Raw genomic sequence first — 25,287 nt, forward strand, 5'->3', positions numbered from 1 at the left:
CCCAGGCCGTAGTCCCGCAGGCGAAATCCATAGAACAGCGCTACGGCAGACAGCAGCGCCAATAGCGCGCAAAGCGCGCGGTCGAGCCGAAGGCCCGGTGTCGATGGCCTTTGCATGGCTCAGCCCGCGCGGTGAGCCCGGTGGCGGCACGGCCTTGCGCCGCCCGCCGGTTTTTCGATCTGCTTTTGCGTTGGCCTTGCAGCCTTCAGCGCCAGCACCAACTTGCGTGGTTTCATGGCAAATACTCCCTTTCAACTATTCTAAAGTCCAAGTTGAATATTCGCCTGCGCTTAAATGTGCGCCCATGGAGACTATTGCAGCGCGTGCACTGGCAGCACGCAAATTTGCGAAGATGACCCAGAAGCAGGCTGAAGCCGCTTCGGGCGTCAAGCAGTCGAACATTTCAAAGATCGAGCGCGGCGACACCGGCCGCTCGATGGGCCTGCTTGCCTTGGCACGCGCGTATCGCGTCGACCCCAATTGGCTCGACACCGGCGACGGCCCGGCTCCATGGGACACGGTGCAACAGCGTCCGGCCCGCGACAATGCCAACGAACCGCCGGGCCCCTACCGGGTTACGCGCACCCCGCCTCCCATCCCGTCGTTCAGCCCGGGCACGCCCGGCACCGTGCCGCTCATCGCTTGGGCGGATGCCGCCTGCTGGAGCACCCCCGGACGGGCGCCGCTGGAGGCCGAGCGATGGATTCCCTGCGTTGCGCATCACAGCGCCGGCAATACCTATGCGCTGCGCGTGCGCGGCGACAGCATGACTGCCCCGAGCGGCAGCATGAAGAGCTACCCCGCGGAATCGATCATCTTCGTCGACACGCTGCGAACAGCGCCCGAAGACGGCGAGCGCGTCATCGCCAAGCTCGAGTCGAGCAACGAGATCACCTTCAAGGTCTTTAAGGAAGAAGACGGCCGCCGATGGCTGCTGCCGCTCAACCCCAACCACGAGCCGATACGCATGGAATTCACCGTACTCGGCACTGTCATCGGCAAGTGGGAAGACGAGGACTGACAGCGCGCCAGGTCAGGTTGCAAGCAGGTTGGGGGCACATAGTAGAGGTTCTTTCTCCCTGTGGCCTGCATTCCTCTCTGATCCTCCCTCCTCCAGCAGGTCACCTTCCAGCCCGCCCTCGTGCGGGCTGTTTTTTTGCCTTGATTCGTCCGCCTTGTGCCATGCCGAAACGCGCTAGCTGCTAGCGCGTTTTCGTGCTCGCCGCGTGCGGCGATCCTGCGCAAGATACGCAGCTATGCAAACAGCACGCACCGCGGCCGCCAGCACAATGGACAAGGACTGGCTATGTTTTCACCCGGCGCCGTCGAAGCCCCGCTTCATCCCGCCGCCGGGCGCGGTGGACGCGCATTGCCACGTCTTCGGGCCGGGCGCCGTGTTCCCTTATGCGCCGCAGCGCAAATACACGCCGTGCGATGCCTCCAGGGAACAGCTCTTCGCACTGCGCGATCTGCTGGGCTTCGAGCGCAATGTGATCGTGCAAGCCACCTGCCACGGCAACGACAACCGCGCCCTGCTCGACGCCATTGCGCATTCGAACGGGCGTGCCCGCGGCGTAGCCTCGGTCGACCCCGCCGTGAGCGACGCCGAACTCCGCGCGTTGCACGACGCCGGCGTGCGCGGCGTGCGCTTCAACTTTCTGAAGCGGCTGACCGACTTCACGCCGCGCGAGGTGCTGATGAACATTGCCGAGCGCATCGCGCCGCTGGGCTGGCACGTGGTGGTGTATTTCGAAGCGCAAGACCTGCCCGAGCTCTGGGATTTCTTCACCAGCCTGCCCACCACGGTGGTGGTCGACCACATGGGCCGGCCCGACGTTGGCCAGCGCGTCGACGCGCCGCAGTTCGAACGCTTTGTGCAGCTGCTGCGCGAGCATTCGAATGTCTGGTCCAAGGTGAGCTGTCCCGAGCGCCTGTCGCTTTCCGGCCCGCCGACCTACGACGACGTGGTCCCTTTCGCGCGGCGACTGGTCGAGGAGTTTCCAGACCGCGTGCTGTGGGGCACCGATTGGCCGCACCCCAACCTCAAGACACACATGCCCGACGACGGCACGCTGGTCGACATGATTCCGCGCATTGCGCCAACGGAAGAACTCCAGCGCAAGTTGCTGGTGGACAACCCGTTGCGGCTGTACTGGGCGTAGGTTCGTCCGAGGTGCCGAAGGCGCGGGCAGCCCCTAGACTGCGCTCCATGGACCTCAAGCAGCTGGAATACTTTGTTCACGTCGCGGAGCTGGGGAGCTTTACCCGCGCGTCGATCGTGATCGACGTTGCGCAACCGGCGCTCAGCCGCCAGGTGCGCCAGCTCGAAGTGGAGTTGCGGCAAAACCTGCTCACACGCAACGGGCGGGGCGTCACCCTGACCGATGCGGGCAAGCTGCTGCTGGAGCACGCCCGGGGCATCCTGCACCAGATCGAACGCGCCAAGGAAGACCTCGGCCTGCTGCGCGGCGCGCTGGCCGGCCGCGTGGCGGTCGGGTTGCCGCCCAGCATTGCAAAGCGCATTGCCGTGCCGCTGACCCGTGCCTTCCGCCAGAAGCTGCCCGATGCCAGCCTCTCGATTACCGAGGCGCTTTCGAGTGCGCTGCAAGAGGCGGTAACTGCAGGCCGCATCGATCTTGCGCTGCTCTATAACCCGGTACCTTCAGCAGACATCGACAGCGTCGTCATCCTTGAAGAAGACCTCTACCTTGTGGGTCCGGTGCAGCCGGGCGGCGGCAAGGCCGATGGTCCGGTTTCGCTGCGCGAAGTGGCTTCTGCGCCGCTGGTGATTCCGACGAAGCCCAATTCGATCCGCATGCTCGTCGAAGCGGAGATGGCAAACATCGGATGCCGCCCTTCCATCTCGATGGAGATCGACGGGGTTGGCGCCATTCTCGACCTGGTCATCGAAGGCATGGGGCAGGCGGTGTTGTCGTCCAACGCGATTCTTACCGCGCCGCGCCCGGAGGCATTTGCCATTCGCCGCATCGAGAACCCGCCGCTGCGCAGCCGGCTGGCCCTTGCGCTCAGCTCGCAAAGGCCGACCACCCTCACCCAGCAAGCCGTGCTCGAACTGGTCCGCGAAGTGGTGGCCCAAACCATGAATGGCGCCTGAAGCTCGCGAGGGCCTTAGCGCCTCAATGCCTTACTGCTTGGGAATCCCGGCCAGGCGAATGACCTCGGACCAGCGCTGAATTTCGCTCTTCAGCAGTTCGGCCTGCTGTTGCGTGGTGCTCCCCTGCGCCTCGACACCCAACAGACGCAGCCGCTCCTTGACGTCCGGCGCGGCCAGGGCTGCATTGGCCTCCTTGTTGAGCCGGGCAATGACGGCGGGCGGCGTCTTGGCAGGCACCGCGAGTGCATTCCACGATGCGACCTTGAAGCCCGGCGCACCGCTCTCCGCGACGGTTGGCGTATCCGGTAGCGCAAACGACCTCTTGGCGCCCATCACCGCGAGCGGCCGCAGCGCCTTGCCGCTGATCTGGCCCAGGATGGGCGCAAGAATTTCAACACCGGCGTCGACCTGCCCACCGCGCAGCGCCGTGATCATTGCGGGCGAGCCGTTGAACGGCACTACCTGTGCATCGATGCCCGTGCTGCGCTTGAAGAGCTCTGCCGCCAGGTGCTGCGTACTGCCCGTGTTGATCGTTCCGATGTTCACCGTACCAGGGTGCGCCTTTGCATGAGCGAGCAGATCCTGCAGCGTCTTCAACTTCGAATCCGCGGCGGTCACCACCGCCATGTCGAAGTAGCCGAGCGTCGAGACCGGCGCAAAATCTTTCAGCGTGTCGAACGGCAGGTGCTTGAAGAGCCCCACGCTCACGGCATTGCCGTTGGACATCAGCAAGACCGTCAGCCCGTCCGGCGGCGCCTTGGCCACCGTGTCGGCGGCGACCACGCCACCGGCGCCGGGCTTGTTGTCGATGATGATGCTTTGTCCCATTGACTCCGACATCTTCTGCGCAACGGTTCGCGCTGTCAGGTCGGCAACCCCGCCGGGACCGAAGGGCACGACAAGGCGTATCGGCTTTGTCGACGAGGGCTGCGCACCCGCGCTTGCGCAAATGGAAAGCGCGGCAAGCGCGAGCGCAGTACGCCGGGTAATGTTCGGGATGATGGTGTTCATGGAGTTCGATTCACTGTAAGACAGGTGTCCGGAAATCTCAGAAGCGGTGCCGCACGCCAAGCGCCACGTTGCCCCGCCTGTCGAATCCGGTGAGCTTGTCCGAGAGGTACACCGCGTAGAGGTCCGTGCGCTTGGAAAGATAGTGGTCGTATCCAATGGCCGATGTGGTCCGGCGCGTATCCGCAAGCGGCATGTCTCTGCGGGTGCTGGCAACCGAGGCCATGATCCGCCCCGCACCTGCAGGCACCGCAACGCCAAGCTGGGCCGTTCGCGCCCTGGTGCGGATGTCGGGCGTATCGGCATGGAAGTACTGGCCGTACACCTTCACCACATTGAAGTCATACGAGAGACCGGCCATCCGCGCTTTCTGGCTTGTGACCGGGGCCGCGAGACCCGGGCCCACATCAGTCTCCTGCGCAGAAACCACTGCTGCGAACGGACCGTTCGCATAGTTGACGGTCAGGTTCAGGTTGTGCCGACCGGGCCGGTTTGCCACCTCGCCAAAGCCGTACGCCGCGGAAGCGCGAAAGCCCGCCATCTCGGGCGACGTGTACTGCACCGTGTTGTCCCACACGCTGTCGCCCAGCACCGCCCGGTCGTAGCCCGTGTTCCAGACCTGCAGCATGACCGGGCTCAGGTTGGCTGACGCAAGAAAGGGATTGAAGTTGCCGGTTGCGGCATACATCGCATTGGTTTGCCGCCCTACGCTCACCTGGCCGTAGGCCCCGCCCAGCCCCACATAGGAATTCCGCGAGAAGTATGGGTCGGCTGACGTGCGCCCGAACGTGCCGGTGTCGGCCTGGATGAAGCTCTCCAGCGCGAAGAACGCCTGCAGGCCACCGCCCAGGTCTTCTGCTCCCCGGACGCCCCAGTATGAAGTGGTCATGCCGCCGCTGTTCAACACCCTGGTGCGGCCCGCTTGATCGCTTCGGCGCAGCGATCCCACGTACTGGTCCAGCACGCCATAGATGCTCACGCTATCTGCAGAGGCGCTTTGCGCGAATGCCGGGCAAGACCCGAGCGAAGCCGTTGCAATGCCCGCAGCCAGGCAGGCGCGAGTGCGCATATCCATTTTTTGTCTCCAGATTTATTTGTTCAAGACCGCCGGCGCTCGCTCGGGAGCCGTGGCGTGAACTATCTCAACTCGCCTTGCGGCCCGCTATCCTGGCCGGACACTTTTAGATATGTCGCGGCGGCATGGCTCGTGCGCCGTTCCGGCAAGTGGGGAGACCTCGAAAAATGGATGCGTTGTGAGGCCCTGCCGGCCGCATCGTGCCGGTCGCACGGCGGTGCCCTATATGTCGCTGAGCACGCCGAAGTCGCTATCGCCCTGCTGCACCGCCTTGACCAGCTGAACGCGGTTGAATGGCACAGCACGTACTCATGCAGGCTCAAGCGCAGCGTCAAGGCCTGGCGACTCGCGCGCAGGTCGTCCAGAAAGCGCTGCCTGCGCCCTTCTGCGTTCTCGGCCGCCGGCGCAGGCGCGGTTGCGGACGTTGCAGCGGACAAAGGCAAGGCCTCGATCTGTCGATGATTGCGCCCGCCACCATCTCGCTGCCGTTCAAGCTGCCGCTGTTTGTGGTTGCTCGATGGGTCGACGCGGCTGGTGCACCGACTGGTGCTCTCGTACCGCTGAGTTTGCCCGCGGATATGGGGCCCACCGTGGGGAAAACCGGAGGCCGGCCCTTGCAAGGGCCGGCCTCGGGCACCGCTTCAGGAGCCGATGATCTGGAAGTTGCCGCCGCTCGCGCCCGACAGCTGGCGCACTTGCTGCGCCAGCGAACCGAAGATGCGCCCTGCCAGGCTGGGCTCTTCCCGGCCGAACACGATGCGGTCGCAGCCGAAGTCGCGAGCCGCCGCGACAATGGCCTCGGCGCTGCGTCCGATCACCACCGTGGTGGAGCAAGAGATGCCGGCCATGGCAAGCAGGTTCCGCGCGAACTCCAGCTCTTCGGCGCCCGCGCCCTCTTGAAGCTCACGCAGTTCCTGCGCGTCGAAAAACATGGCCACGTGGCCGGAGACCACGGGCTGCACCCGCAGCAGCCGGACCGCTACCGGCTCGCGCTGGCAGATGCGCACCACCTGATCGACGGCCGACCGTGTGCGGGCCGGGTCGGTCGGGTCGATGGGGACCAGAATGCGCCGTCTCACAGCAACACCTTCAGGCGTTGGCGGGTTCCGGCTGCTGGCGGCTGGTCAGCCACTTGCCGACGATCACGACCGAGATCGCACCGATGGCGGGCACCACCTTGTGCAGCACGTGCTGCTCAGCGGCCCAGCCTGCGATGGACGGGTCGGACATCGCCATTTCACCTGCCACCCAGCCGAGCAGTGCGGCGCCGAGCGTGATGATGATCGGGAAACGGTCCATCAGCTTCAGGATGAGGGTGCTGCCGAAGATGATGAGCGGAATGCTGATCACCAGGCCGAACACGAGCAGCGGAACGTTGCCCTTGGCAGCGGCTGCGACGCCGACGACGTTGTCCAGGCTCATGACCAGGTCGGCGACCACGATGGTCTTGATGGCCGCTGCAAGGCTGGAGTGGCCGTCGAGGTTTTCTTCGCCGTCATCGCCCTTCAGGAGGCCGATGCCGATCCAGAACAGCAATGCTGCGCCCACGAGCTTGAGGTACGGAAGCGTAAGCAGGTACACGGCAAAGAACGTCAGCACCACGCGCAACACGATGGCGCCCATGCTGCCGAACAGGATGGCCTTTTTCTGCTGTGCCGGTGGCAGCGAACGCGACGCCATGGCAATGACGACCGCGTTGTCGCCGCTCAGGACGATGTTGATCAGGATGATCTGCGAAAGGGCAATCCAGAAATCCGGACTGGTTAGAAACGACATGCTGTCTCCTCGAAGTGGACGCGGAACCACTGCGGTTCCGTCGTGCTCGAGGCTACGGGTCTGCGCTGTCACCTTTCTGCCGGCAGGCTGTCAGCAACTTGTCCGCCAGCTGTCAGCCGGCTTACAGCCGCCGGCTCAGGCTGAAGCTGCGCGCAGTGGAAAGAAGACGCTGAAGGTGTTGCCCACGCCGTCGATGTCTTCCTCCAGCGTGATGCGCGCACCGTGCAGCGTGGCAATCTCGCTGACGATGGCCAAGCCAAGGCCGCTGCCGTCTTCTTGCGTGCCGAGCAGGCGGTGAAAGCGCTCGAAGATGCGGGCACGCTCCTCCACCGGCACGCTGGGCCCGTCGTCGCTGATGGCCAGGCGGCACTGGTCGTTGCCGCTCTGGCTCACGCGCACGGTCACGCGGCCGCCTGGCTGGCTGTAGCGAATGGCGTTGTCGATGAGGTTGTTGATCAGTTCGCGCAGGCGGTCGCGGTCGGCGTTGATCACCAGCGAATGCTCCACGCCTTCAAAGCCCAGGTCGATGTCGCGCTTGATTGCCTGCGGAACCCAGTCCATGCTGACTTCCAGCGCGTAGGCATTCAGGTCGAGCGGCTCCAGCTGCATGGCGTCGAGGGCGCCGGGTTCGTTGCGTGCGAGCGAAAGCAGCTGCTGCACCAGCCTGGAAAGCCGGTCGGCGCTGATGTAGAGCTGCGCAAGCGAATGGCGCACCCGCTCGGCGTCGTTTTCCCGGAGGGCGAGTTCAATCTGGGCCTTGAGGCCGCTGACGGGTGTCTTCAGCTGATGGGCGGCGTCGGCCACGAAGCGGTTCTGGAAATCGAAGGTCCGTCCAAGCCGCGCCATCAGCTCGTTCACTTCGTCCACCAGCGGCCGCACCTCGCCCGGAACATCCTGGATGTCGATCGGGCTCAAGTCCAGGTGCGATCGGTCCGACACTGCGCGGCGCAGCCGCTGCAGCGGCTCGAGGCCGCGCGAAATGCCGAACCAGACCACCGCCGTGGCCATCACGATCAGCAGCAATTGCGGCACCACCACATTGGCCAGCATTTCCCAGGCAAGCCGCGTGCGCTTGTGCAGCGTTTCGGCAACCTGCACCTTCACCATCGGCGCGCCGGGGTTGCCGCCGATGGGCATCCGGGCCACCAGCATGCGCACCGGCTGTCCGCGCACCGAGTCGCGGTAGAAGCGCGGCGTGGTGGGATCTTGCTGCTGCGGCGGCGGCATTTCGGCATCGCCTCCCAACGCAACGCCGTCCTCGCTGACGACGCGGTAGAACAGCAGGTCTTCCTGGTCGAGCAGCAGGACGTTGCCCGCGGCCTCGGAGAGGTCGAGCCGCGGGCGGGCACCGTCGAGTTTGACGTGCAGGACGATCTCGCGCCCGATCTCGTACAGCGCGCGGTCGTAGGCCAGGTTGGAAAAGCGCAGCGAGTTCCAGTAGGCGGCGCCGGTGTCGAGCACCAGCAGCACGGCCAGCGGACCGAGCAGCCAGGCCAGCAGCTTGCGCTGCAGCCTGGGTTCAGGTTTCCGCATCGCTGCGGTCCATCAGATAGCCCATGCCGCGCACGGTGCGAATCTCGCATCCGAGCGGCTCGAGCTTTTTGCGCAGCCGGTAGACGTTGACTTCGATTGCGTTTTCACCCACCTCGTCGCCCCACCCATACAGATGGTTGACCATCTGCTCCTTGCCGACCACGCGGCCCTCGCGCATCATCAAAAGCTCGAGCACGGCAAGCTCGCGGGGCGAAAGATCCAGCGGCTTCTTGTCGTAGAACACGCGGCGGCCCACTGTGTCGAAACGCAGCGCGCCGTGTTCGAGGTAGGGCGTGGAATTGGTGCTGCGGCGCAGCAGTGCGCGCACGCGGGCCTCGAGCTCCGGCAGGTCGAACGGCTTGGCCAGGTAGTCGTCGGCGCCAAGATCGAGGCCGCGAACGCGGTCTTGCAGCGTGTCGAAGGCTGTGAGCATCAGCACAGGCATTGTCGACCTGCGCGCGCGCAGCCGCTGCAGCACGTCGAGCCCGCTCAGCTTCGGCAGGCCGATGTCCAGGATGGCCAGGTCGTAGATGCCGAGCGCGAGCGAGTGGTCGGCTTCTTCGCCGGTGGAGACGATGTCGACTGCGTGGGCGGACTGAACCAGCGCGCGCGAGAGAGCGTCCGCCAGTACCTTGTCGTCCTCTACAAGCAATATCCGCATTGATCCATCCGCCTCGCGTATGCAGCTGAATATGCTAACCGCAACGCAGTCCGGGCGGCGGCTGGAGCCGGCGGCGTCGCCTTGACCGTGTAGCCGCGCAAGGGCCCGGTGCTGGCGTCGGCGCAAACAAAAAAGCCCGCTGTCTTTCGACAGCAGGCTTTTGGCTTTCGCACGATTCGGGTGGTAGGACGTACTGGATTCGAACCAGTGACCAACGGATTAAAAGTCCGCTGCTCTACCAACTGAGCTAACGTCCCGGAACCATTTTTTTCTTCTTTGCCGACGTTGAATCCGGCAAAGCCAAAGATTATAGCGCGGCGTTGCTCGCGATTTTGTCGAGAACCCAGCCTGCCGCACACTGGCCGAAAGTAGCCGTCACGCTCACCACGGAACCGTAGCCATGGCAGTTGAGCGAGCCGTCGCCTTCGATGGTGCAGGAGGCATCAGGCGGTGCAACGCTTTCGCGGCTGAAGACGCAGGCCACGCCGATCTTGCGGCCTTCTCGCGGTGCACCGTGTTCCTTGCGCAGGCGCTGGCGCAGTTGGGCCAGCAGCGGGTCGTGCGTAACGAGCGAAAGGTCGTCGATGTCGACCTTGTGCGCATGTCGTTTGCCGCCGGCCGCCCCCACGGTGACGAAGGCGGCGCGCGAGGCGCGTGCCCATGCTGCCATCGCGAGCTTGGCCTTCACCTGGTCGCACGCATCGATGACGGCGGTGGCGGGCCCGTTCTCGGCCTGCGCCGCATCGAGCAGCGCCGTCCAGTTGCCGGGCTCGACGAATTCGTCGATGGCAAACACCTTGCACTCGGGGTTGATCTGCGCAATGCGATCACGCATGGCCTCGACCTTGGCTTGCCCCACGGTCGAATCAAGCGCGTGGATCTGGCGGTTGATGTTCGACTCCGAGACATGGTCGAGGTCGATCAGCGTCAACCGCCCCACTCCGCTGCGCGCCAGGGCTTCGACGGCCCAGGAGCCGACACCGCCAATGCCGACGACGAGCACGTGCGCGTTGCGGATGCGCGCGGCGCCCGCCACGCCATAGAGGCGCTCGAGGCCGCCGAAGCGGCGCGCAAAGTCAGGCGCCGCGGTGTCTGTGACGACAGCCGCGGCGGCGATCAATGCTTCCGGAAGGGTTGCATTCAAGCGGAGTGCTCCGCCGGCATCAACGCAGGCGCGAGAGTCGCTCGCGGCCCGCCTGAGCGGCTTCGGATTGCGGGTAGGCCTTGGTCAGGTCTTCCAGCGTGCGGCGCGCGGCGCGCGTGTCTTTCAGCTCGATCTGGCAATTTGCGATCGACAGCACGGCCTCGGGAGCCTTGGCGTGGTCGGGCGCGAGCGACAGCATGGAACGGAAGTTCGCAATGGCCTCGTTGTAGTTGCGCGTGGCGTACTGCGCATTGCCGAGCCAGAACAACGCGGAGGCGTTGTAGCCGCTTTGCGGGTAGCGCTTGACGAACTCCGCGAAGGCGGTTTGCGCCTGCGCGAACTGGCCCGCGCGGAAGATGCCGAGTGCGGCATCGAAGTCGGCCTTTTCCTTGGGGTCCGCGGTGAACTCGCGGCCGTCCACGGAAACCTTCGTCGGTTCGGTCTGCTTCAGCCGGTCGTCGATGGTGCTCTGACGGGACTGCATTTCGCTCAGCGTGCGCTGCAGCTGCTCGTTCTGGCCGGTCATGCGCGCAAGATCGCCTCGCATCTGCTCGATCTGGTTTTGCAGGTCGAGCAGGCTGCGGCGCAGCTGGCCGTTTTCGTCGGTCAGCCGCTGGTCGGTCTGCTGGCGCATGGCTTCGACCCGCTGCCGCAGGTCGAGGATGGCGCGGCGCGCCTCGTCATCCTCGAACAACGCGGCTTGCGAGCCTGCCGAAACGCAGAGCAAGGCGGCAGCCAGTGCCGCGCCTCGCATTAGAGCGTGTTGCATCACCGGGTGTAGCGGAGTTCAGCGCGGCGGTTCTGAGCCCAGACGTCTTCGCCCGAGCCCTGGGCCGCCGGCTTTTCCTTGCCGAAGCTCACGGCTTCGATCTGGGCGTCGTTCACGCCCAGCAGCGTCAGCGCACGGCGGACGGCTTCGGAACGCTTCTGGCCCAGCGCAAGGTTGTACTCGCGGCCGCCACGTTCGTCGGTGTGGCCTTCGATGGAAACACGGCGCTGCGGGTTGGCCTTGAGGAAACGGGCATGGCCGTCGATCAGGGACTGGAACTCGGGCTTGACCGTGTAGCTGTCGTAGTCGAAATAGACGATCCGTTCGATACCGACCGGACCTTGCGCGGTGCCGGCATTGGGATCGATGGTGACGGGCGCGACCCCGCTGGCGCTGCCCTGCTGGCCGCCGGCGGTTCCGGAGCGGTCGGTCACCGGTGTGTCGTTGAGCTTGGTGCCCGACGAGCAGCCAGCAATCAGAGCCACGATGGCCAGCGAATAAATCGTACGTTTCAACATTGGGTACTCCTCAAATAAACCTTGGTCATTGCTTTTGAAACGGACCCCAGTCCGGTTCTCTAATGTCTCCCGCCTGCCCCGCCAGCCGTGCCTTGATTTTTCCGTCCAGCGTGGTCGTCATGAGCGCTTCGCGGCCTTGCAGGTGCGTTGCGTAGACGATCAGCTTGCTATTGGGGGCAAAGCTTGGGCTCTCGTCTGCCGAGGTGTCGGTGATGGCCGAGACATTGCCGGTTGCCAACTCCATCACATGGAGTTTGAACGCACCGCCAACGCGGGAGATGTAGGCCAACCACCGGCCATCGCCGCTGACAGAAGGAGAAATGTTGTAGGTGCCGCTGAAGGTGACACGGGTCGGCGCGCCGCCGCCGGCGCTCATCTTGTAGATCTGGGGAGCACCGCCGCGGTCGCTCACGAAGTAGATCGTGCTGCCGTCGGCCGAGTAGACGGGCTCGGTGTCGATGCTGGCGCTCTGGGTCAGGCGGCGCGGCTCGCCGCCGGTGGCCGCAATGGTGTAGAGCTGCGAGCCGCCGTCACGGCTGAGCGTTACGGCCAGCGAGTTGCCGTCGGGCGCCCACGCCGGCGCGCTGTTGGAGCCGCGGAAGTTCGCAAGCAGGCGGCGCTGGCCGCTGGCCACGTTGTGCACGTACACCACGGGCTTGCGCGACTCGAAGGACACATAAGCCAGCTGTTGCCCGTTGGACGACCACACGGGCGAGATGATCGGCTCCGGGCTCGCGAGCGCGGCCTGTGCGTTTTCGCCGTCGGCATCGGCCACCCACAGCGAGTAGCGGCTGCCGCCCTTGGTCACGTAGGCAATGCGGGTCGAGAAGATGCCCTTGTCGCCGGTCAGCTTTTCATAGACGTAGTCGGCAATGCGGTGCGACGCGAGCCGCAGGTCGCCCTGCGGAACGGTGTAGCTCTGGCCGCCGAGATCTTGTCCGCGCACCACGTCCCACAGGCGAAAGCGCACGTCGAAGCGGCCGTCGCCCAGCCGCGTGACGCTACCGACCACCAGCGAATCTGCGGTGCGCTGGCGCCACAACGCCAGGTCGGGGCGCGAGGCTTCGTCGAGCGCCTGGCCGGAAGCATCGACGCCGCGGAACTGGCCGCTGCGTTCGAGGTCGGCCTGCACGATCTCGGAAATTTTCTGGGGCGAGGCGTCCTGGCCCTTGAACGGAACCAGCGCAATCGGCAATTGCGTCAGCCCGACGCCCGACACCTCGACCCGGAACTGGGCGAGCGCGGGCATCATGGGAGTTGCAGCAAGAGCCGCGACGAGGCTGCGGCGTGCAAAAAACGATGAAGAAGGAGTTGGAATGGAAACTGGCAACGGCTTGTTCATGCGGTTCGGAGATGTTTCGGGGAAAAAAGTTCTACCCGATGCGACGGGCCACATGTTACACACTGGTTTGGTGGTGCCGTCACAAAACGTGTATTGGGCGGCGCGGTCCTACATGACGCCTTGCTGAAGGCCTGTCTGGGCGCCCCGTAGAATTCGCCGCCATGCAAGCATCCCCCGGCAGTGAGACCGCACGCCCTCCCCTGATTCGCCGGCTGGCGCGCCTCATGACCTGGTTCGGCGGCTCACGCCATTGGTGGGCCGTCGGGATCGTCGGTGCCCTGATGGCCGCCATTACCGAGCCCTTGATGGCGGCCCTGCTCAAGCCGCTGCTCGACCGCGGATTCAACCGCGGCCAGTTGGCGCTGTGGATCGTGCCCGCTGCCGTGCTGCTGCTGTTCGCGGTGCGCGGCATTGCGCAGTTCATCTCCCAATATGCGCTTTCGCGCATTGCCAACGAAGGCATGCAAAGGCTGCGGCGCGTGCTGTTCCAGCGGCTGCTCGGGGCCGAGTTGGCTTTGTTCTCGCGGCAGTCGGCAAGCGCACTTTCCAACACCGTGGTGTACGAGGTGCAGACCGGTTCCATGCTGCTGGTGCAGGCGCTCCTCGGGCTTTCGCGCGACGGCTTCACGCTGGTTGCGCTGCTCGCTTATCTGGTCTATCTGAACTGGAAGCTCACGCTCATCGTCGCCTTCCTGGTGCCGAGCATCTCGTGGATCATGAAGGTGTTCTCCAAGCGCCTCTATCGCCTGACGCAGCAAGGCCAGCAGGCCACCGACGAGCTGGCTTACGTGGTGGAAGAAAACGTGCTCGCGCACCGCATGGTGCGGCTGCATGGCGCCGAAGAAGCGCAAGGCGAACGCTTCGAGCAGCTGAGCCAGCGGCTGAACCGGCTGGCCGTAAAGTCGACGATCGCGCAGGCGGCCACCACGCCGCTCACGCAGATGATGGCTTCGCTTGCGCTGTCGGTGGTCGTGATGATCGCGCTGTGGCAAAGCGGAGAGCAAGGCCTCACGGTGGGCGGATTCGTCGCCTACATCACGGCCATGCTGATGCTGATTGCACCCATTCGCCGCCTGGCGGACATGGCCGCACCCATCACCCGCGGCCTGGCCGCCCTTGAGCGCGGTCTGGTGCTGGTCGACGACGTGTCCCCCGAGCCACAGGGCAGCTTCCGCATCGAACGTGCGCAAGGCCGTATCGAGCTGCGCGATGCGGTCGTCAGCTACCGGGGCGAAGACGAAGCCCGTGCGCTCGACGGCGTGAGCCTTGCCATCGAGCCCGGCCAGGTGGTGGCCTTCGTCGGCCCCTCGGGCTCGGGCAAGACCACGCTGGTCAACCTGTTGCCGCGCTTCGTGCTGCCAAGCGGCGGCCAGGTGCTGCTCGACGGCCACGACACCGCCGAATGGGAACTGAAGAGCCTGCGCGCGCAGTTCGCCATGGTGAGTCAAGACGTGGTGATGCTCAACGACACGCTGGCCGCGAACGTTGCGCTCGGTGCCGAAATCGACCGCGGCCGTGTGCAGCAGTGCATAGAGGCGGCGAACCTGGCCAGCCACGTGGAGAGCCTGCCTCAGGGCATCGACACTGTGCTGGGCCACAACGCCACGCAGCTTTCGGGCGGCCAGCGGCAGCGCCTGGCCATTGCGCGCGCGCTCTACAAGAACGCACCCATCCTGCTGCTCGACGAAGCGACTTCCGCGCTCGACACCGAATCGGAGCGCCTGGTGCAAGACGCCCTGCAGCGGCTGATGCAGAACCGCACCACGCTGATCGTGGCGCACCGGCTCTCGACCATCCAGCATGCCGACCGCATCATCGTGATGGAAAAAGGCCGCATTGCCGAGCAAGGCAGCCATGAACAGCTGATGGCGCTCGACGGGCTCTATGCGCGCCTGCAGACGCTTGCCGTGCGCAGCGCCACGCCGGGACAAGACCCGACGCTCTGAGCCCAGGCCTTCGGGTCAGAGCAATACGATGTCGTATTGCCCTTGCCCGATGGCGGGCTCGGCCTGCAACGAAATCGGCTTGCCTATGAAGTCGCTCAAGCCCGCCAGGTGCTGGCTTTCTTCATCGAGAAAAAGTTCGATCACCTGTGGCGACGAGACGATGCGGAATTCGCGCGGCGTGAACTGCCGCGCCTCGCGCAAGATCTCGCGCATCACGTCATAGGCGACGCTGCGCGCCGTCTTCACAATGCCTTGCCCGCCGCATGCCGCACAGGGCTCGCACAGCATGTGCGCCAGCGACTCACGCGTGCGTTTTCGCGTCATCTCGACCAGGCCCAGCTGCGAGAAGCCGCCGGCAGTGGTCTTGACGCGGTCGCGCGCAAGCTGCTTGCGAAACTCCGCCAGCACCTGCTCGCGATGGTCGTCGCGCCCCATGTCGATGAAGTCGACGATGATGATCCCGCCCAGGTTGCGTAGCCGCAGCTGCCGCGCAATGGCCTGCGCCGCCTCGAGGTTGGTCTTGAAAATGGTGTCGTCGAAATTGCGCGCGCCGACAAAGCCGCCCGTGTTCACGTCCACCGTGGTGAGCGCCTCGGTCTGGTCCACCACCAGGTAGCCACCCGACTTGAGATCGACCCGCCGGCCCAGCGCCTTGGCAATTTCCTCGTCGACCGAATACAGGTCGAAGATCGGCCGCTCGCCCTTGTAGTGCTGCAGCTTGCCGGCCGCCTGCGGCATGTATTCGAGCCCGAACTTCAGCAGCACCTCGAACTGCTCGCGCGAATCGATGCGGATGGTCTGCGTATCTTCGCTCGTCATGTCGCGCAGGACGCGCTGCAGCAGGCTCAGGTCCTGGTGCAGCAGCGACATGGCCGGCACTTTGCCCGATGCTTCGCGAATGCGCGACCAGGTCTTGCGAAGGTAGGCAATGTCTTCGGCCAGTTCGGCATCGGACGAATCTTCGCCGTTGGTGCGCAGGATGAAGCCACCCGTGTTGGCCGGCACCACGCCGCCGCTGTCGGCAGCCGCAGCCGCCTCGATCAGCGCCAGCATGCGGGTGCGCAATGACTCGCGCTGGTCCGCAGGAATCTTCTGCGAAACGCCGATGTGGTTGTCTTGCGGCAAGAACACCAGCAGCCGGCCCGCAATGCTGATCTGCGTCGACAGCCGCGCACCCTTAGTGCCGATCGGGTCCTTGATCACCTGCACCAAGAGCGACTGGCCCTCGAACACCTGCTTCTCGATGGGCACCATGGGTCCGCCGTTGCGGTGGTCGCGATCGGGCGCGGGTGCGCTCGGCCGCGAGCCCGGCGTGAACGGCGCCACGATGTCGGCCACATGCAGGAAGGCCGTGCGTTCCAGGCCGATGTCGATGAAGGCCGACTGCATGCCCGGCAGCACGCGCGAGACCTTGCCCAGGTAGATGTTGCCGACCAACCCGCGCTCCAGCGTGCGCTCGACGTGCAGCTCTTGCACCGCGCCGTGCTCGACCAGCGCCACACGGGTCTCTTGCGGGGACCAGTTGATCAGGATGTCTTGCATGGAGTTCTCAGGTATTGAAACCGGCGCTGCGAAGGAGCTGCGCGGTCTCGAACATCGGGAGTCCCATGATGCCCGAATAGGACCCGCTGATGTGTTCGATGAACGCAGCCGCCGCGCCTTGAATCGCATAGGCGCCGGCCTTGCCGAGCGGCTCGCCGCTTGCGGCATAGCGCGCGATCTGCTTCTTGCTGATCGCCGCGAAGCGCACGCGCGACACGCTGAGCGCGGCGTGGCGACGGCGGCCATGCTGCAGAGCGGCGGCCGTCAGCACGCGGTGCGTGGCACCCGAAAGCAGCGCGAGCATGCGTTCGGCATCGCGTGCGTCGTCGGGCTTGCCGAGAATCGTGCGGCCCAGCGCGACCGTGGTGTCGGCGCAGAGCACCGGTGCATCGGCCAAACCGAGGCGCTTGCGCCGCGCAACGGCCGCATCGAGCTTGAGCGCCGTGACACGCTGAACGTAGGCGGTGGGCGACTCGTTCGGCAACGCCGCTTCGAGCGATTCGGCGTCTTCATCGGGGCCGGCAAGCAGCAGTTCGTGGCGTACGCCAAGCTGGCCCAGCAGCTGGGCACGGCGCGGGCTTTGCGACGCGAGGTAGATGAAGTCTGGTGTCATTCCCGGTGGTACGGATGGCCCGCGTTGACCGACCAGGCCCGGTACAGCTGCTCGACCAGCAGCACGCGCGCCATGGCGTGCGGCAGGGTCAGGTCGGACAGGCGAATGCGTTCATGCGCCGCGGCCTTGAAAGCCGGGTCGAGTCCGTCAGGTCCCCCGATGACGAGCGCGACGTCATCGCCCTCGCCTTGCCAGCTTTGCAGGCGCGCGGCCAGTGCCTTGGTGGTGAGCGCGGTGCCTCGCTCGTCGAGCACCACGATGCGCATGCCTCTGGCAATGGCGCCTTCGATGCGCTCGCGTTCGGCGGCGTACAGGGTTTCGAGCGACTTGGAGCCGCGGGGTTCGGTCTTGACCGCGCGCAGCTCGAGTTTGAGTTCCGGCGGGAAGCGCTTGGCGTAGTCGTCCCAGGCAGTCTGCGCCCAATCGGGCATCCGCTGCCCGACGGCGACCACCAGGAGCTTCATGCGCGGCGCGCTGGCGCCTTCTTGGCAGGCGCCTTCTTTGCCGCGGGCTTCTTCGCGGCGGGCTTGCCAACGACCTTGACCGGCACGCGCGCGGTCGTGGTCTTCTTGGCGGGCGCCTTCTTGGCGGCGGTTTTCTTCGCCGGGCTCCGGCTGGCCTTCTCGGCCTTGGCTTCCTGCTCGGCCGCGCGGATGGCGGTCTTGGCCGCGCTTGTGCGGCGCAGGTTCGGCATCTTGGCGGCGACGGGCTTCTTCTCTTCGGTCACCTTGGCGGCGGTTGCAAGGGCCGGCTTGGTGCCGCCGAGCTTGGCGCGCACGGGCTTGTCGCCCCAGATCTCCTCGAGGTGGTAGTACTGGCGGATGGCGGGCTGCATGATGTGCGCCACGGCCGCGCCGCAGTCCACGATGATCCACTCGCCGTTGTCCTCGCCCTCGATGCGCGGCTTGCCGAAGCCGGCCTCGCGCACCGCGTCGCGAACACTCGCGGCCAGCGCCTTGGTCTGGCGGTTGGAGGTGCCCGAGGCAACGATCACGCGCTCGAACAGCGGCGAAAGATGCTCTGTGTCGAAAACCTGAATGTCCTGCGCCTTGACGTCTTCGAGTCCATCGATGATGGCTCGCTGGAGTTTCTGGGTGTCTTTCTTGGCGGCGGCTTCAGTGGTCATCAGGCAGGGCGGTAAAGGTGGTGTTGGTCAATATAGCGTGCAACGGCGGACGGAACCAGCGAGGAAATGTCCTCGCCGAGCGCCGCGCGCCGCCGGATTTCGGTGGCGCTGGTGTCCATGGCCGGTAATTCGAGCGCTTCGAAATGCGCGCCAGCCGGAAGGCCGAGCAGCATTTTCGGATCAAAACGAGCAATGCCGCCCGTCGATAGTGCGCGATACGCTACAGAAACAATAGCAATGCCGAGTATAGCCTGCCAGCCATGCCATGTGGGCAAGGCGGTGGCCTGGTCGGCACCCATGATCAAGACCAGTTGCGCACCGGGTTGTTCATTCCGCAACTCATGCAGGGTATCGAGCGTGTAGGTGGGGCCGTCGCGCAACACTTCGCGGCTGTCGACCACCACCCTGCCCGCGAGCCCCGAGAAAGCCAGCCGCGCCATCGCAAGACGGTCTTGCGCCGGCGTGAGCGTGCGGCTCTTGTGCCAGGCCTGGCCGGTAGGAATGACGTGCAGCTCGGCCAGGCCGAGCTGCGAAAGCGCTGCTTCGGCCAAGGCCACGTGGGCGTTGTGAGGCGGATCGAATGCGCCGCCGAAAACGCCGATGCGCGGAGCGCCGGAGGAACTCACAACCAGTCGCGCCGCACGATGAAGTCGCTGTACAGAGCGGCTTCGGGGCTGCCCGGTTCGGGTTGCTGGCGATAGGCCCAGCTCGCAAGCGGCGGCATCGACAGCAGGATCGATTCGGTGCGCCCGCCCGATTGCAGCCCAAAGTGCGTGCCGCGGTCCCACACCAGGTTGAACTCGACATACCGCCCACGCCGGTACAGCTGAAACGCACGTTCGCGCTCGCCCCACGGCATGCCGCGGCGGCGCTCCACGATGGGCAGGTAGGCCGGCAGAAAAGCATCGCCCACGGAACGCAGCATTGCAAAGCCGTTCTCGAAGCCGCCCTCGGCGAAATCGTCGAAAAAGATGCCGCCGATGCCACGCTGCTCATTGCGGTGCTTCAGAAAGAAATATTCGTCGCACCACGTCTTGAAGCGCGGGTATTTGTCGTCGCCGAATGCAGCGAGCGAATCGCGGCATAGGGTGTGAAAGTGCACCGCGTCTTCCTCGAAGCCATAGCAAGGCGTCAGGTCCATGCCGCCGCCGAACCAGCACACCGGGTCCTTGCCTTCGGGCAACGCGGCCAGCATGCGCACGTTCATGTGAACGATGGGCACGTAAGGATTGCGCGGATGGAACACCAGCGAAACGCCCATGGCCTCGAAAGGCGCGCCAGCGAGTTCGGGCCGGTTCTGCGTGGCCGAGGGCGGCAGCTTGGGCCCTCGCACCTGCGAAAAACCGCAGCCCGCGCGCTCGAACAGTTCCCCGCCTTCGAGAATGCAGGTAAGGCCGTGGCCCTGCAGGCTTTCTCCGGGTTCCTTTTGCCAGTCATCGCGCGTGCAGGCGCCGCCGTCCGCCGCCTCTACTGCTTCGACGATCTGCTGCTGGAGCCTCTGCAGGTAGTCGCCGACGGCCGCCGGATTGGTCTGCTGCATCAAGCCTGCGGGTTGTTGCGCGCGTGAACCGCGCGATACCCGATGTCCTTGCGGTACTGCGCGCCATCGAAGTTGATGCGCGCCGCCACTTCATAAGCCCGCTGCTGCGCGAGCTTTACGCTGTCCGCCAATACGGTGACGCAAAGCACGCGGCCACCGCTGGTCTTCAGTTCGCCGTCTTGCTGCGTGGTGCCGGCATGAAACACCACGGCATCGGGCGCCTCGGCAGGAATGCCCGTGATGCGGTCGCCCTTGCGGGGCGACAGCGGGTAGCCGTGCGCCGCCATCACCACCCCTAGCGCCACGCGCCGGTCCCATTGCAGCTCGACCTGATCGAGCGTGCCGTCGGTCGCATGCCAGAACACTTCGAACAGGTCGGACTTGAGTCGCATCATGATCGGCTGCGTCTCAGGGTCGCCCATGCGGCAGTTGAACTCGAGCGTCTTGGGGTGGCCCGACGGATCGATCATGAGACCGGCATACAGAAAGCCGGTGTACGGAATGCCGTCCTTTTCCATGCCGCGAATCGTCGGCAGGATGATTTCGCGCATGGCGCGCGCGTGCACCTCGGCCGTGACCACCGGCGCCGGCGAGTAGGCGCCCATGCCACCGGTATTGGGGCCTTCGTCGTTGTCGAGCAGGCGCTTGTGGTCCTGGCTGGTGGCCAGCGCGGTCACGTTCTTGCCGTCGCACAGCACGATGAAGCTGGCTTCCTCGCCCTGCAGGAATTCTTCGATGACGACGCGCGCGCCGCCGTCGTTGTGGGACACGCCGAACTTGTTGTCGACCAGCATGAAGTCGACCGCCTCATGGGCTTCTTGCGCGGTCATGGCCACCACCACGCCCTTGCCGGCGGCCAGGCCGTCGGCCTTGACGACGATGGGCGCACCCTTGGCATCGATGTACGCATGGGCCGCGGCCGCATCGGTAAAGGCCTCGTACTCGGCGGTCGGAATCTTGTGGCGCTTCATGAACGCCTTGGAAAACGCCTTGGAGCTTTCGAGCTGCGCCGCGGCCTGCGTGGGGCCGAAGATGCGCAAGCCGTGTGCGCGGAATTCATCCACCACGCCGGCGGCCAATGGAGCCTCGGGGCCGACGACGGTCAGCGAGATCTTTTCCTTCATGGCCCATTCGCGCAGCGCGGCGGGCTCGGTGATGTCGATGCAGTCGTAGCGCTCGTCGCTCACGGTGCCGCCGTTGCCCGGCGCCACGTACACGCGGCTGACCCGGTTGGCCTGCGCCAGGCGCCACGCCAAGGCGTGCTCGCGGCCCCCTCCTCCAATTACCAGTACCTTCATTCGCAGGCCTTCATTCGCTGTATGTCGTTCATTCGGAAAGCGCCGCGTTGTGATAGACCTCCTGGACATCGTCCAGGTCTTCGAGCACATCGAGCAGCTTTTGCATCTTGGCCGCGTCTTCGCCGGTTATTTCGACGGTGTTTTCAGGCCGCATGGTGACCTCGGCCACCTCGGGCTTCAAGCCGGCGGCTTCCAGCGCGTTCTTCACGGCTTCGAAGTCGCCGACCGCGGTGAGCACCTCGATGGCACCGTCATCGTCGGTCACCACGTCTTCCGCGCCGGCTTCGAGCGCGAGCTCCATCACCTTGTCTTCGTCGGTGCCGGGCGCAAAGATGATCTGGCCGCAGTGCTTGAATTGAAAGGCCACCGAGCCTTCGGTGCCCATGTTGCCGCCGTGCTTGGAAAATGCGTGACGCACTTCGGCCACAGTGCGCACGCGGTTGTCGGTCATGGTGTCGACGATGATCGCCGCGCCGCCGATTCCGTACCCCTCGTAACGAATTTCTTCGTAATTCACGCCTTCGAGGTTGCCGGTCGCCTTGTCGATGTTGCGCTTGACGGTGTCGATAGGCAGGTTGACGGCCTTGGCTTTTTCCACCGCCAGCCGCAACCGAGGGTTAGCACTGAGGTCGCCGCCGCCAGTGCGGGCGGCCACCGTGATCTCGCGAATGGCGCGCGTCCAGAGCTTGCCGCGCTTCTCGTCCTGGCGGCCCTTCCGGTGCTGAATGTTTGCCCATTTGCTATGTCCGGCCATGGCTTTCTATCTCGCAGTCTTGTGTTTTCAAAGCAGGCTCCGAGTTTACTGTCCGGCGCACGCAACGGCGGGGCCTCCGGGCCGGAGCGGCCGGGTCTTTTGGTGATAATCCGTCGATGACGCCATCGCCTTCTGTCGCTCCCGGGAATCCGGCCATCCTGCCGCCGCACACCCCCTTGCCGCTGTATTACAAGAACGAGGCGGAACACCAGGCGTTTCTGCGCCGCATCTTCGACAGCACCGCCGCCGACTACGACCGCATCGAGAGCGTGCTCGCCTTCGGCACCGGCCCGGCATACCGGCGGGCCGCCCTGACGCAGGCCGGTCTCGTTGCGGGTGCACAGGTGCTCGACGTCGGGATCGGCACCGGACTGGTCGCCCGCGAGGCTCTCAAGATCATCGGCCCGACGGGCAAGCTGGTGGGCGTCGATCCCAGCGTGGGAATGATGGAACAGATCAACCTGCCGGGCGTGGAGCTGGTTCCGGGCGTGGCGGAATCGCTGCCCCGGCCCGATGCCAGCTGCGACTTCGTGAGCATGGGCTATGCCATGCGCCACATCAGCGACGTGGCAGCCGCATTCAGCGAGTTCCACCGCGTGCTGCGCCCCGGCGGCCGCCTGGTGGTGCTCGAAATCACCAAGCCGCAGGGCCGCATCGCCACCGCCCTGCTCAAGGGCTACATGCGCGCGGTGGTGCCGCTGATCGCTCGCGTGGTCGGCCGCCGCAGCAACACCTCGGAGCTGTGGCGCTACTACTGGGACACCATCGAAGCCTGCATTCCGCCCGAGCGCGTGCTGGAGGCATTGCGCGCCGCGGGCTTCACCGAAGTGCGCCGGCATGCGAGCCTGGGCGTTTTTTCCGAATACATGGCCCGCAAGCCAGAAAACACCGTCGAGGCCGGCTGACGTGCGAGTACAGGGCGAAATTTCTCATCTGCGCGTCGAGCGCCTTTCACTGTCCGACAGCCTTGCGCTGACCGCCAACGGCACCGCGCCTTTTGCGGCGCTCGGCTACGGCACGCCGCACGGGCTGGCATGGATGCCGACCGTCAATGCGCGCGTGCTTTCCGCTCAGGGCGCAATGGCCGACGTGTGGCACGTGAACGGCGGGCGGGTCCAGTCGGGTACCACCGGCATCGCCCGCTGGCGCAGCAATGGCCACTGGCTGCTTGGCGCCATCGACATCGATGAATCCGCGGAAAAACAGAACCTCGCCGAAATTGCGCACAGCGCTTACCGCGACCTCTTCAAGACGCTCGACCACGCCGCAACGCCGCACTTGCTGCGTATCTGGAACTACCTGCCGCAGATCAATGCCGACGGCGGCGGGCTGGAGCGATACCGCCAGTTCAACCTCGGGCGGCAAGAAGCGTTTTTCGAGGCCGGCCGCGCTGCCTTCGAAGGCGCCCCTGCGGCGTGTGCGTTGGGCATTCACCAAGGCGCGCTGTCCATCCGGTTCCTGGCCGGGCAAACGGCGCCCGTGCCGGTCGAGAACCCGCGCCAGGTTTCGGCCTACCGCTATCCCGAAACTTACGGCCCGCGCTCGCCCACCTTTTCGCGCGCCGCGCTGGCGGATGTCGGCAACGGCGACGTGGCACTTTTCATCTCGGGCACCGCGAGCATCGTGGGCCACGAAACCGTTCACCAGGGAGACGTGCTGGAGCAAACGCGCGAAACGCTGCGCAACCTCGAAGCGGTGATCGCGGCGGCCAACAGCCAGGTCACGGCCACGTTTTCTCTCGCCAAGCTCGACTGCGTGGTTTATGTGCGCCATCCGGCCGACACCGAGGCGGTGCGCAGCGTGCTCGAGAACGCGGTGGGCGCCGACGCGCCGATGATCCGCCATGCGGTCTACCTGGAGGCGGACATCTGCCGCAGCGACCTGCTGGTGGAGATCGAAGCCCACGCCGTCGCCCCGGGTCGCCTGCGGGCCTGACCCGTCGTTGCGATTCGATCGGACCGACGAGATGTCGATGACCCGCGTGCTGCGCATTCTCACGACCATTCCGCTCGCGTTGATGCTCTACGCGCTGCTGCTGTTCCTGGGCCTGATTTCGCTGGTCTGGAACTTCGTCGCCATGCTGCTGTATCCGGTCATGCCGGAGGCGCCCGCGCGCAAGCTGGGCCGCCTGACCATCGCGTTTGCGTACCGCATGTTCTGGGGCCTGGCCTCCGTGACCGGAATGATGCGCATCGACGCGAGCTGCCTCGACCCGATGCGCAGCGAGCCCGGCGTGATCTTCGTTGCCAACCACCCCACGATGCTCGACGCGCTGCTGCTGGTGGCGCGGCTGCCGCGCAGTGCCTGCATCATGAAGGCCGACCTGCTGCGCAACATCTTTCTTGGCGCGGGTGCGCGCCTTGCGCGCTACATCAGCAACGAATCGGCGCGCACCATGGTGCGCTTGGCGGTGGCTGACCTTCGCAACGGTGGGCAGCTGGTCATTTTTCCGGAGGGCACGCGCACGGTAACGCCGCCGCTCAATCCCTTCGGCCACGGCGTGACGCTGATTGCCAAGCTCGCGCAGGCCCCCATCCAGACCGTGTTCATCGAAACCGATTCGCCGTACCTCAGCAAGGGCTGGCCGCTGTGGCGCGTGCCGCCGCTGCCCATCGTCTTCAAGCTGCGGCTGGGCGAGCGGTTCGCGCCCTTGCAGGACAGCCACGTGCTGCAATCGGAGCTGGAACAATACTTTCGCCAAAACATGGAACAGCGCGCCACCGACGCGTCCCCCGCATGCCAGACGCCTCGCGCACACACCTTGTCCTAATTCCCAGCTACAACACGGGCGAACGCCTGTTTTCGACCGTCGAAGCGGCGCGCGCCCAATGGAACCCCGTGTGGGTGGTGGTGGACGGCAGCACCGACGGCACCGGTGAACGCCTGCAGCAAATGGCCGCACACGACCCGGGCCTGCGGGTCTGGCTGCTGCCGCAAAACCAGGGCAAGGGCGCAGCCGTGCTGCACGGCCTGCGCGCGGCGCGCGAGGCCGGTTTCACGCACGCGCTGACCATGGATTCGGACGGCCAGCATCCGGCCGACCTGATTCCTTCGTTCATGGCCGCATCGCAGGCGCGGCCCGAAACCATGGTCCTCGGCCGGCCGGTGTTCGATGCCTCCGCGCCGCTACTGCGCGTGCGCGGAAGGCGCGTGTCCAACGGCTGGACCCAGCTCGAAACCCTGTTTGCCGGCGTCGGCGATTCGCTCTACGGATTTCGCGTGTACCCGGTGCCCGACCTGATCGCCGTGATGGCGCGGCAACCGTGGATGCGCCGCTTCGACTTCGACACCGAAGCCGTCGTGCGGCTGGCCTGGCGCGGCGTCAAGCCCGTGAACATCGATGCACCGGTGAAGTACCTGAGCGCCGAGGAAGGCGGGGTTTCGCACTTTCGCTACGGGCGCGACAACGTGCTGCTGACGTGGATGCACACGCGGCTGATGGTCGAATTCGTGCTGCGGCTGCCGGGGCTTGTGTTTCGCAAGCTTCGGGGGGCGCCGCCTTTTCAGAAATAGCGCTTCGGGGGGCG

27 protein-coding genes and 1 tRNA gene are annotated in these 25,287 nt (G+C 65.5%); 9 read left to right on the plus strand and 19 right to left on the minus strand.

All coding sequences use genetic code 11. The annotated features are described in order from the left end of the window. Positions 1–304: 304 nt before the first annotated feature. From GOQ09_RS14425 to GOQ09_RS14435, 3 genes are all read left to right on the plus strand, one after another. Entirely contained in the window at positions 305–1,021 is a 717-nt protein-coding gene (locus tag GOQ09_RS14425) for a helix-turn-helix domain-containing protein (protein ID WP_157614030.1), read from the plus strand. Between the two features lie 268 nt (positions 1,022–1,289). After that, the gene (locus GOQ09_RS14430; RefSeq protein WP_431769312.1) at positions 1,290–2,162 is read left to right on the plus strand and encodes an amidohydrolase family protein; all 873 of its coding nucleotides are present in this window, start codon (positions 1,290–1,292) and stop codon (positions 2,160–2,162) included. Positions 2,163–2,209: 47 nt separating this feature from the next. Beyond that, positions 2,210–3,115 (plus strand): LysR substrate-binding domain-containing protein, encoded by a 906-nt coding sequence (locus GOQ09_RS14435; protein WP_157614034.1) that lies wholly within the window; start codon positions 2,210–2,212, stop codon positions 3,113–3,115. Positions 3,116–3,145: 30 nt separating this feature from the next. Here the strand turns inward: GOQ09_RS14435 and GOQ09_RS14440 are convergent, their stop codons facing one another. Then, positions 3,146–4,126 (minus strand): Bug family tripartite tricarboxylate transporter substrate binding protein, encoded by a 981-nt coding sequence (locus GOQ09_RS14440; RefSeq protein WP_165442088.1) that lies wholly within the window; start codon positions 4,124–4,126, stop codon positions 3,146–3,148. Positions 4,127–4,163: 37 nt separating this feature from the next. After that, on the minus strand, positions 4,164–5,198 hold the full coding sequence (locus GOQ09_RS14445; protein WP_157614036.1) for a porin: 1,035 nt from the start codon (positions 5,196–5,198) through the stop codon (positions 4,164–4,166). Between the two features lie 57 nt (positions 5,199–5,255). Between GOQ09_RS14445 and GOQ09_RS14450 the strand changes: the two genes are divergently transcribed. Continuing rightward, positions 5,256–5,660 (plus strand): hypothetical protein, encoded by a 405-nt coding sequence (locus GOQ09_RS14450; protein ID WP_157614038.1) that lies wholly within the window; start codon positions 5,256–5,258, stop codon positions 5,658–5,660. A 179-nt stretch (positions 5,661–5,839) separates the two neighbouring features. Here GOQ09_RS14450 and GOQ09_RS14455 read toward each other — a convergent pair whose 3' ends face one another. From GOQ09_RS14455 to tolB, 9 genes are all read right to left on the minus strand, one after another. Further along, positions 5,840–6,277 carry a universal stress protein gene (locus tag GOQ09_RS14455; protein WP_157614040.1) on the minus strand — a complete coding sequence of 146 codons (438 nt, stop codon included), beginning with the start codon at positions 6,275–6,277 and terminating at the stop codon, positions 5,840–5,842. 10 nt (positions 6,278–6,287) lie between these two features. Further along, a complete protein-coding gene (locus tag GOQ09_RS14460) occupies positions 6,288–6,974 on the minus strand; it encodes a TerC family protein (RefSeq protein ID WP_157614042.1) in 687 nt (228 codons plus the stop codon). A 135-nt stretch (positions 6,975–7,109) separates the two neighbouring features. Continuing rightward, the gene (locus GOQ09_RS14465) at positions 7,110–8,507 is read right to left on the minus strand and encodes a sensor histidine kinase (protein ID WP_157614044.1); all 1,398 of its coding nucleotides are present in this window, start codon (positions 8,505–8,507) and stop codon (positions 7,110–7,112) included. Beyond that, positions 8,494–9,168 (minus strand): response regulator, encoded by a 675-nt coding sequence (locus GOQ09_RS14470; RefSeq protein WP_157614045.1) that lies wholly within the window; start codon positions 9,166–9,168, stop codon positions 8,494–8,496. The genes GOQ09_RS14465 and GOQ09_RS14470 overlap by 14 nt, the downstream gene beginning before the upstream one ends. Before the next feature lie 181 nt (positions 9,169–9,349). Continuing rightward, a tRNA-Lys gene (locus GOQ09_RS14475) sits at positions 9,350–9,425 on the minus strand. Positions 9,426–9,475: 50 nt separating this feature from the next. Continuing rightward, complete coding sequence (locus tag GOQ09_RS14480) at positions 9,476–10,312, minus strand: tRNA threonylcarbamoyladenosine dehydratase (RefSeq protein ID WP_157614047.1); 837 nt, start codon at positions 10,310–10,312, stop codon at positions 9,476–9,478. Positions 10,313–10,331: 19 nt separating this feature from the next. Next, a complete protein-coding gene (ybgF, locus tag GOQ09_RS14485) occupies positions 10,332–11,081 on the minus strand; it encodes a tol-pal system protein YbgF (RefSeq protein WP_157614049.1) in 750 nt (249 codons plus the stop codon). Then, positions 11,081–11,599, minus strand: a complete 519-nt coding sequence (gene pal / locus GOQ09_RS14490; protein WP_157614051.1) for a peptidoglycan-associated lipoprotein Pal — start codon at positions 11,597–11,599, stop codon at positions 11,081–11,083. The genes ybgF and pal overlap by 1 nt, the downstream gene beginning before the upstream one ends. A 25-nt stretch (positions 11,600–11,624) precedes the next feature. Continuing rightward, positions 11,625–12,851, minus strand: a complete 1,227-nt coding sequence (tolB, locus tag GOQ09_RS14495; RefSeq protein ID WP_242630843.1) for a Tol-Pal system beta propeller repeat protein TolB — start codon at positions 12,849–12,851, stop codon at positions 11,625–11,627. A gap of 251 nt (positions 12,852–13,102) precedes the next feature. Here tolB and msbA point away from each other — a divergent pair, with 251 nt between their 5' ends. Further along, positions 13,103–14,887: a lipid A export permease/ATP-binding protein MsbA gene (msbA, locus tag GOQ09_RS14500; protein ID WP_157614055.1), complete on the plus strand. Its 1,785-nt coding sequence runs from the start codon at positions 13,103–13,105 to the stop codon at positions 14,885–14,887. 15 nt (positions 14,888–14,902) lie between these two features. On the opposite strand, the gene rng is transcribed toward msbA, so the two are convergent. From rng to GOQ09_RS14540, 8 genes are read right to left on the minus strand one after another with little or no spacing between them, the layout of a single operon-like run. Next, a complete protein-coding gene (rng, locus tag GOQ09_RS14505) occupies positions 14,903–16,429 on the minus strand; it encodes a ribonuclease G (protein ID WP_157614057.1) in 1,527 nt (508 codons plus the stop codon). A gap of 7 nt (positions 16,430–16,436) precedes the next feature. Continuing rightward, a complete protein-coding gene (locus GOQ09_RS14510) occupies positions 16,437–17,042 on the minus strand; it encodes a Maf family protein (protein ID WP_157614058.1) in 606 nt (201 codons plus the stop codon). Then, positions 17,039–17,506 (minus strand): 23S rRNA (pseudouridine(1915)-N(3))-methyltransferase RlmH, encoded by a 468-nt coding sequence (gene rlmH / locus GOQ09_RS14515; RefSeq protein ID WP_081270496.1) that lies wholly within the window; start codon positions 17,504–17,506, stop codon positions 17,039–17,041. Before rlmH ends, GOQ09_RS14510 begins: the two co-directional genes overlap by 4 nt. Further along, positions 17,503–18,168 carry a ribosome silencing factor gene (gene rsfS, locus GOQ09_RS14520; protein ID WP_126746021.1) on the minus strand — a complete coding sequence of 222 codons (666 nt, stop codon included), beginning with the start codon at positions 18,166–18,168 and terminating at the stop codon, positions 17,503–17,505. Before rsfS ends, rlmH begins: the two co-directional genes overlap by 4 nt. After that, the gene (gene nadD / locus GOQ09_RS14525; RefSeq protein WP_157614060.1) at positions 18,168–18,794 is read right to left on the minus strand and encodes a nicotinate (nicotinamide) nucleotide adenylyltransferase; all 627 of its coding nucleotides are present in this window, start codon (positions 18,792–18,794) and stop codon (positions 18,168–18,170) included. The genes rsfS and nadD overlap by 1 nt, the downstream gene beginning before the upstream one ends. Then, complete coding sequence (gene hemF / locus GOQ09_RS14530) at positions 18,791–19,708, minus strand: oxygen-dependent coproporphyrinogen oxidase (RefSeq protein ID WP_157614061.1); 918 nt, start codon at positions 19,706–19,708, stop codon at positions 18,791–18,793. Before hemF ends, nadD begins: the two co-directional genes overlap by 4 nt. Further along, positions 19,708–21,006, minus strand: a complete 1,299-nt coding sequence (gene purD, locus GOQ09_RS14535; protein ID WP_157614062.1) for a phosphoribosylamine--glycine ligase — start codon at positions 21,004–21,006, stop codon at positions 19,708–19,710. Before purD ends, hemF begins: the two co-directional genes overlap by 1 nt. A gap of 28 nt (positions 21,007–21,034) precedes the next feature. Further along, the gene (locus GOQ09_RS14540; RefSeq protein ID WP_126746025.1) at positions 21,035–21,760 is read right to left on the minus strand and encodes a YebC/PmpR family DNA-binding transcriptional regulator; all 726 of its coding nucleotides are present in this window, start codon (positions 21,758–21,760) and stop codon (positions 21,035–21,037) included. A 116-nt stretch (positions 21,761–21,876) separates the two neighbouring features. Here GOQ09_RS14540 and GOQ09_RS14545 point away from each other — a divergent pair, with 116 nt between their 5' ends. Genes GOQ09_RS14545 through GOQ09_RS14560 form a run of 4 tightly spaced genes read left to right on the plus strand, consistent with a single transcriptional unit; the run spans position 21,877 to position 25,273 of the window. After that, positions 21,877–22,665, plus strand: coding sequence for a class I SAM-dependent methyltransferase (locus tag GOQ09_RS14545; protein ID WP_126746026.1), 789 nt, complete (start codon positions 21,877–21,879; stop codon positions 22,663–22,665). A gap of 1 nt (position 22,666) precedes the next feature. Then, positions 22,667–23,695, plus strand: a complete 1,029-nt coding sequence (locus GOQ09_RS14550; protein WP_157614063.1) for a Rid family hydrolase — start codon at positions 22,667–22,669, stop codon at positions 23,693–23,695. 31 nt (positions 23,696–23,726) lie between these two features. Further along, entirely contained in the window at positions 23,727–24,530 is an 804-nt protein-coding gene (locus GOQ09_RS14555; protein ID WP_242630844.1) for a lysophospholipid acyltransferase family protein, read from the plus strand. Further along, positions 24,497–25,273, plus strand: a complete 777-nt coding sequence (locus tag GOQ09_RS14560; protein ID WP_157614065.1) for a glycosyltransferase family 2 protein — start codon at positions 24,497–24,499, stop codon at positions 25,271–25,273. Before GOQ09_RS14555 ends, GOQ09_RS14560 begins: the two co-directional genes overlap by 34 nt. Positions 25,274–25,287: the final 14 nt, after the last annotated feature.

Source organism: Variovorax paradoxus, assembly GCF_009755665.1.
GTDB classification, from domain to species: Bacteria; Pseudomonadota; Gammaproteobacteria; order Burkholderiales; family Burkholderiaceae_C; genus Variovorax; species Variovorax paradoxus_G.

Excerpts from the sequence above, each read along its gene's own strand:
- GOQ09_RS14425 (WP_157614030.1), top strand. The coding sequence starts at position 305 with ATGGAGACTATTGCAGCGCGTGCACTGGCAGCACGCAAATTTGCGAAG.
- GOQ09_RS14430 (WP_431769312.1), top strand. The coding sequence starts at position 1,290 with ATGGACAAGGACTGGCTATGTTTTCACCCGGCGCCGTCGAAGCCCCGC.
- GOQ09_RS14435 (WP_157614034.1), top strand. The coding sequence starts at position 2,210 with ATGGACCTCAAGCAGCTGGAATACTTTGTTCACGTCGCGGAGCTGGGG.
- GOQ09_RS14440 (WP_165442088.1), bottom strand. The coding sequence starts at position 4,126 with ATGAACACCATCATCCCGAACATTACCCGGCGTACTGCGCTCGCGCTT.
- GOQ09_RS14445 (WP_157614036.1), bottom strand. The coding sequence starts at position 5,198 with ATGGATATGCGCACTCGCGCCTGCCTGGCTGCGGGCATTGCAACGGCT.
- GOQ09_RS14460 (WP_157614042.1), bottom strand. The coding sequence starts at position 6,974 with ATGTCGTTTCTAACCAGTCCGGATTTCTGGATTGCCCTTTCGCAGATC.
- GOQ09_RS14465 (WP_157614044.1), bottom strand. The coding sequence starts at position 8,507 with ATGCGGAAACCTGAACCCAGGCTGCAGCGCAAGCTGCTGGCCTGGCTG.
- GOQ09_RS14470 (WP_157614045.1), bottom strand. The coding sequence starts at position 9,168 with ATGCGGATATTGCTTGTAGAGGACGACAAGGTACTGGCGGACGCTCTC.
- ybgF (WP_157614049.1), bottom strand. The coding sequence starts at position 11,081 with ATGCAACACGCTCTAATGCGAGGCGCGGCACTGGCTGCCGCCTTGCTC.
- pal (WP_157614051.1), bottom strand. The coding sequence starts at position 11,599 with ATGTTGAAACGTACGATTTATTCGCTGGCCATCGTGGCTCTGATTGCT.
- tolB (WP_242630843.1), bottom strand. The coding sequence starts at position 12,851 with ATGATGCCCGCGCTCGCCCAGTTCCGGGTCGAGGTGTCGGGCGTCGGG.
- msbA (WP_157614055.1), top strand. The coding sequence starts at position 13,103 with ATGCAAGCATCCCCCGGCAGTGAGACCGCACGCCCTCCCCTGATTCGC.
- rng (WP_157614057.1), bottom strand. The coding sequence starts at position 16,429 with ATGCAAGACATCCTGATCAACTGGTCCCCGCAAGAGACCCGTGTGGCG.
- GOQ09_RS14510 (WP_157614058.1), bottom strand. The coding sequence starts at position 17,042 with ATGACACCAGACTTCATCTACCTCGCGTCGCAAAGCCCGCGCCGTGCC.
- rlmH (WP_081270496.1), bottom strand. The coding sequence starts at position 17,506 with ATGAAGCTCCTGGTGGTCGCCGTCGGGCAGCGGATGCCCGATTGGGCG.
- rsfS (WP_126746021.1), bottom strand. The coding sequence starts at position 18,168 with ATGACCACTGAAGCCGCCGCCAAGAAAGACACCCAGAAACTCCAGCGA.
- hemF (WP_157614061.1), bottom strand. The coding sequence starts at position 19,708 with ATGCAGCAGACCAATCCGGCGGCCGTCGGCGACTACCTGCAGAGGCTC.
- purD (WP_157614062.1), bottom strand. The coding sequence starts at position 21,006 with ATGAAGGTACTGGTAATTGGAGGAGGGGGCCGCGAGCACGCCTTGGCG.
- GOQ09_RS14540 (WP_126746025.1), bottom strand. The coding sequence starts at position 21,760 with ATGGCCGGACATAGCAAATGGGCAAACATTCAGCACCGGAAGGGCCGC.
- GOQ09_RS14545 (WP_126746026.1), top strand. The coding sequence starts at position 21,877 with ATGACGCCATCGCCTTCTGTCGCTCCCGGGAATCCGGCCATCCTGCCG.
- GOQ09_RS14555 (WP_242630844.1), top strand. The coding sequence starts at position 23,727 with ATGTCGATGACCCGCGTGCTGCGCATTCTCACGACCATTCCGCTCGCG.
- GOQ09_RS14560 (WP_157614065.1), top strand. The coding sequence starts at position 24,497 with ATGCCAGACGCCTCGCGCACACACCTTGTCCTAATTCCCAGCTACAAC.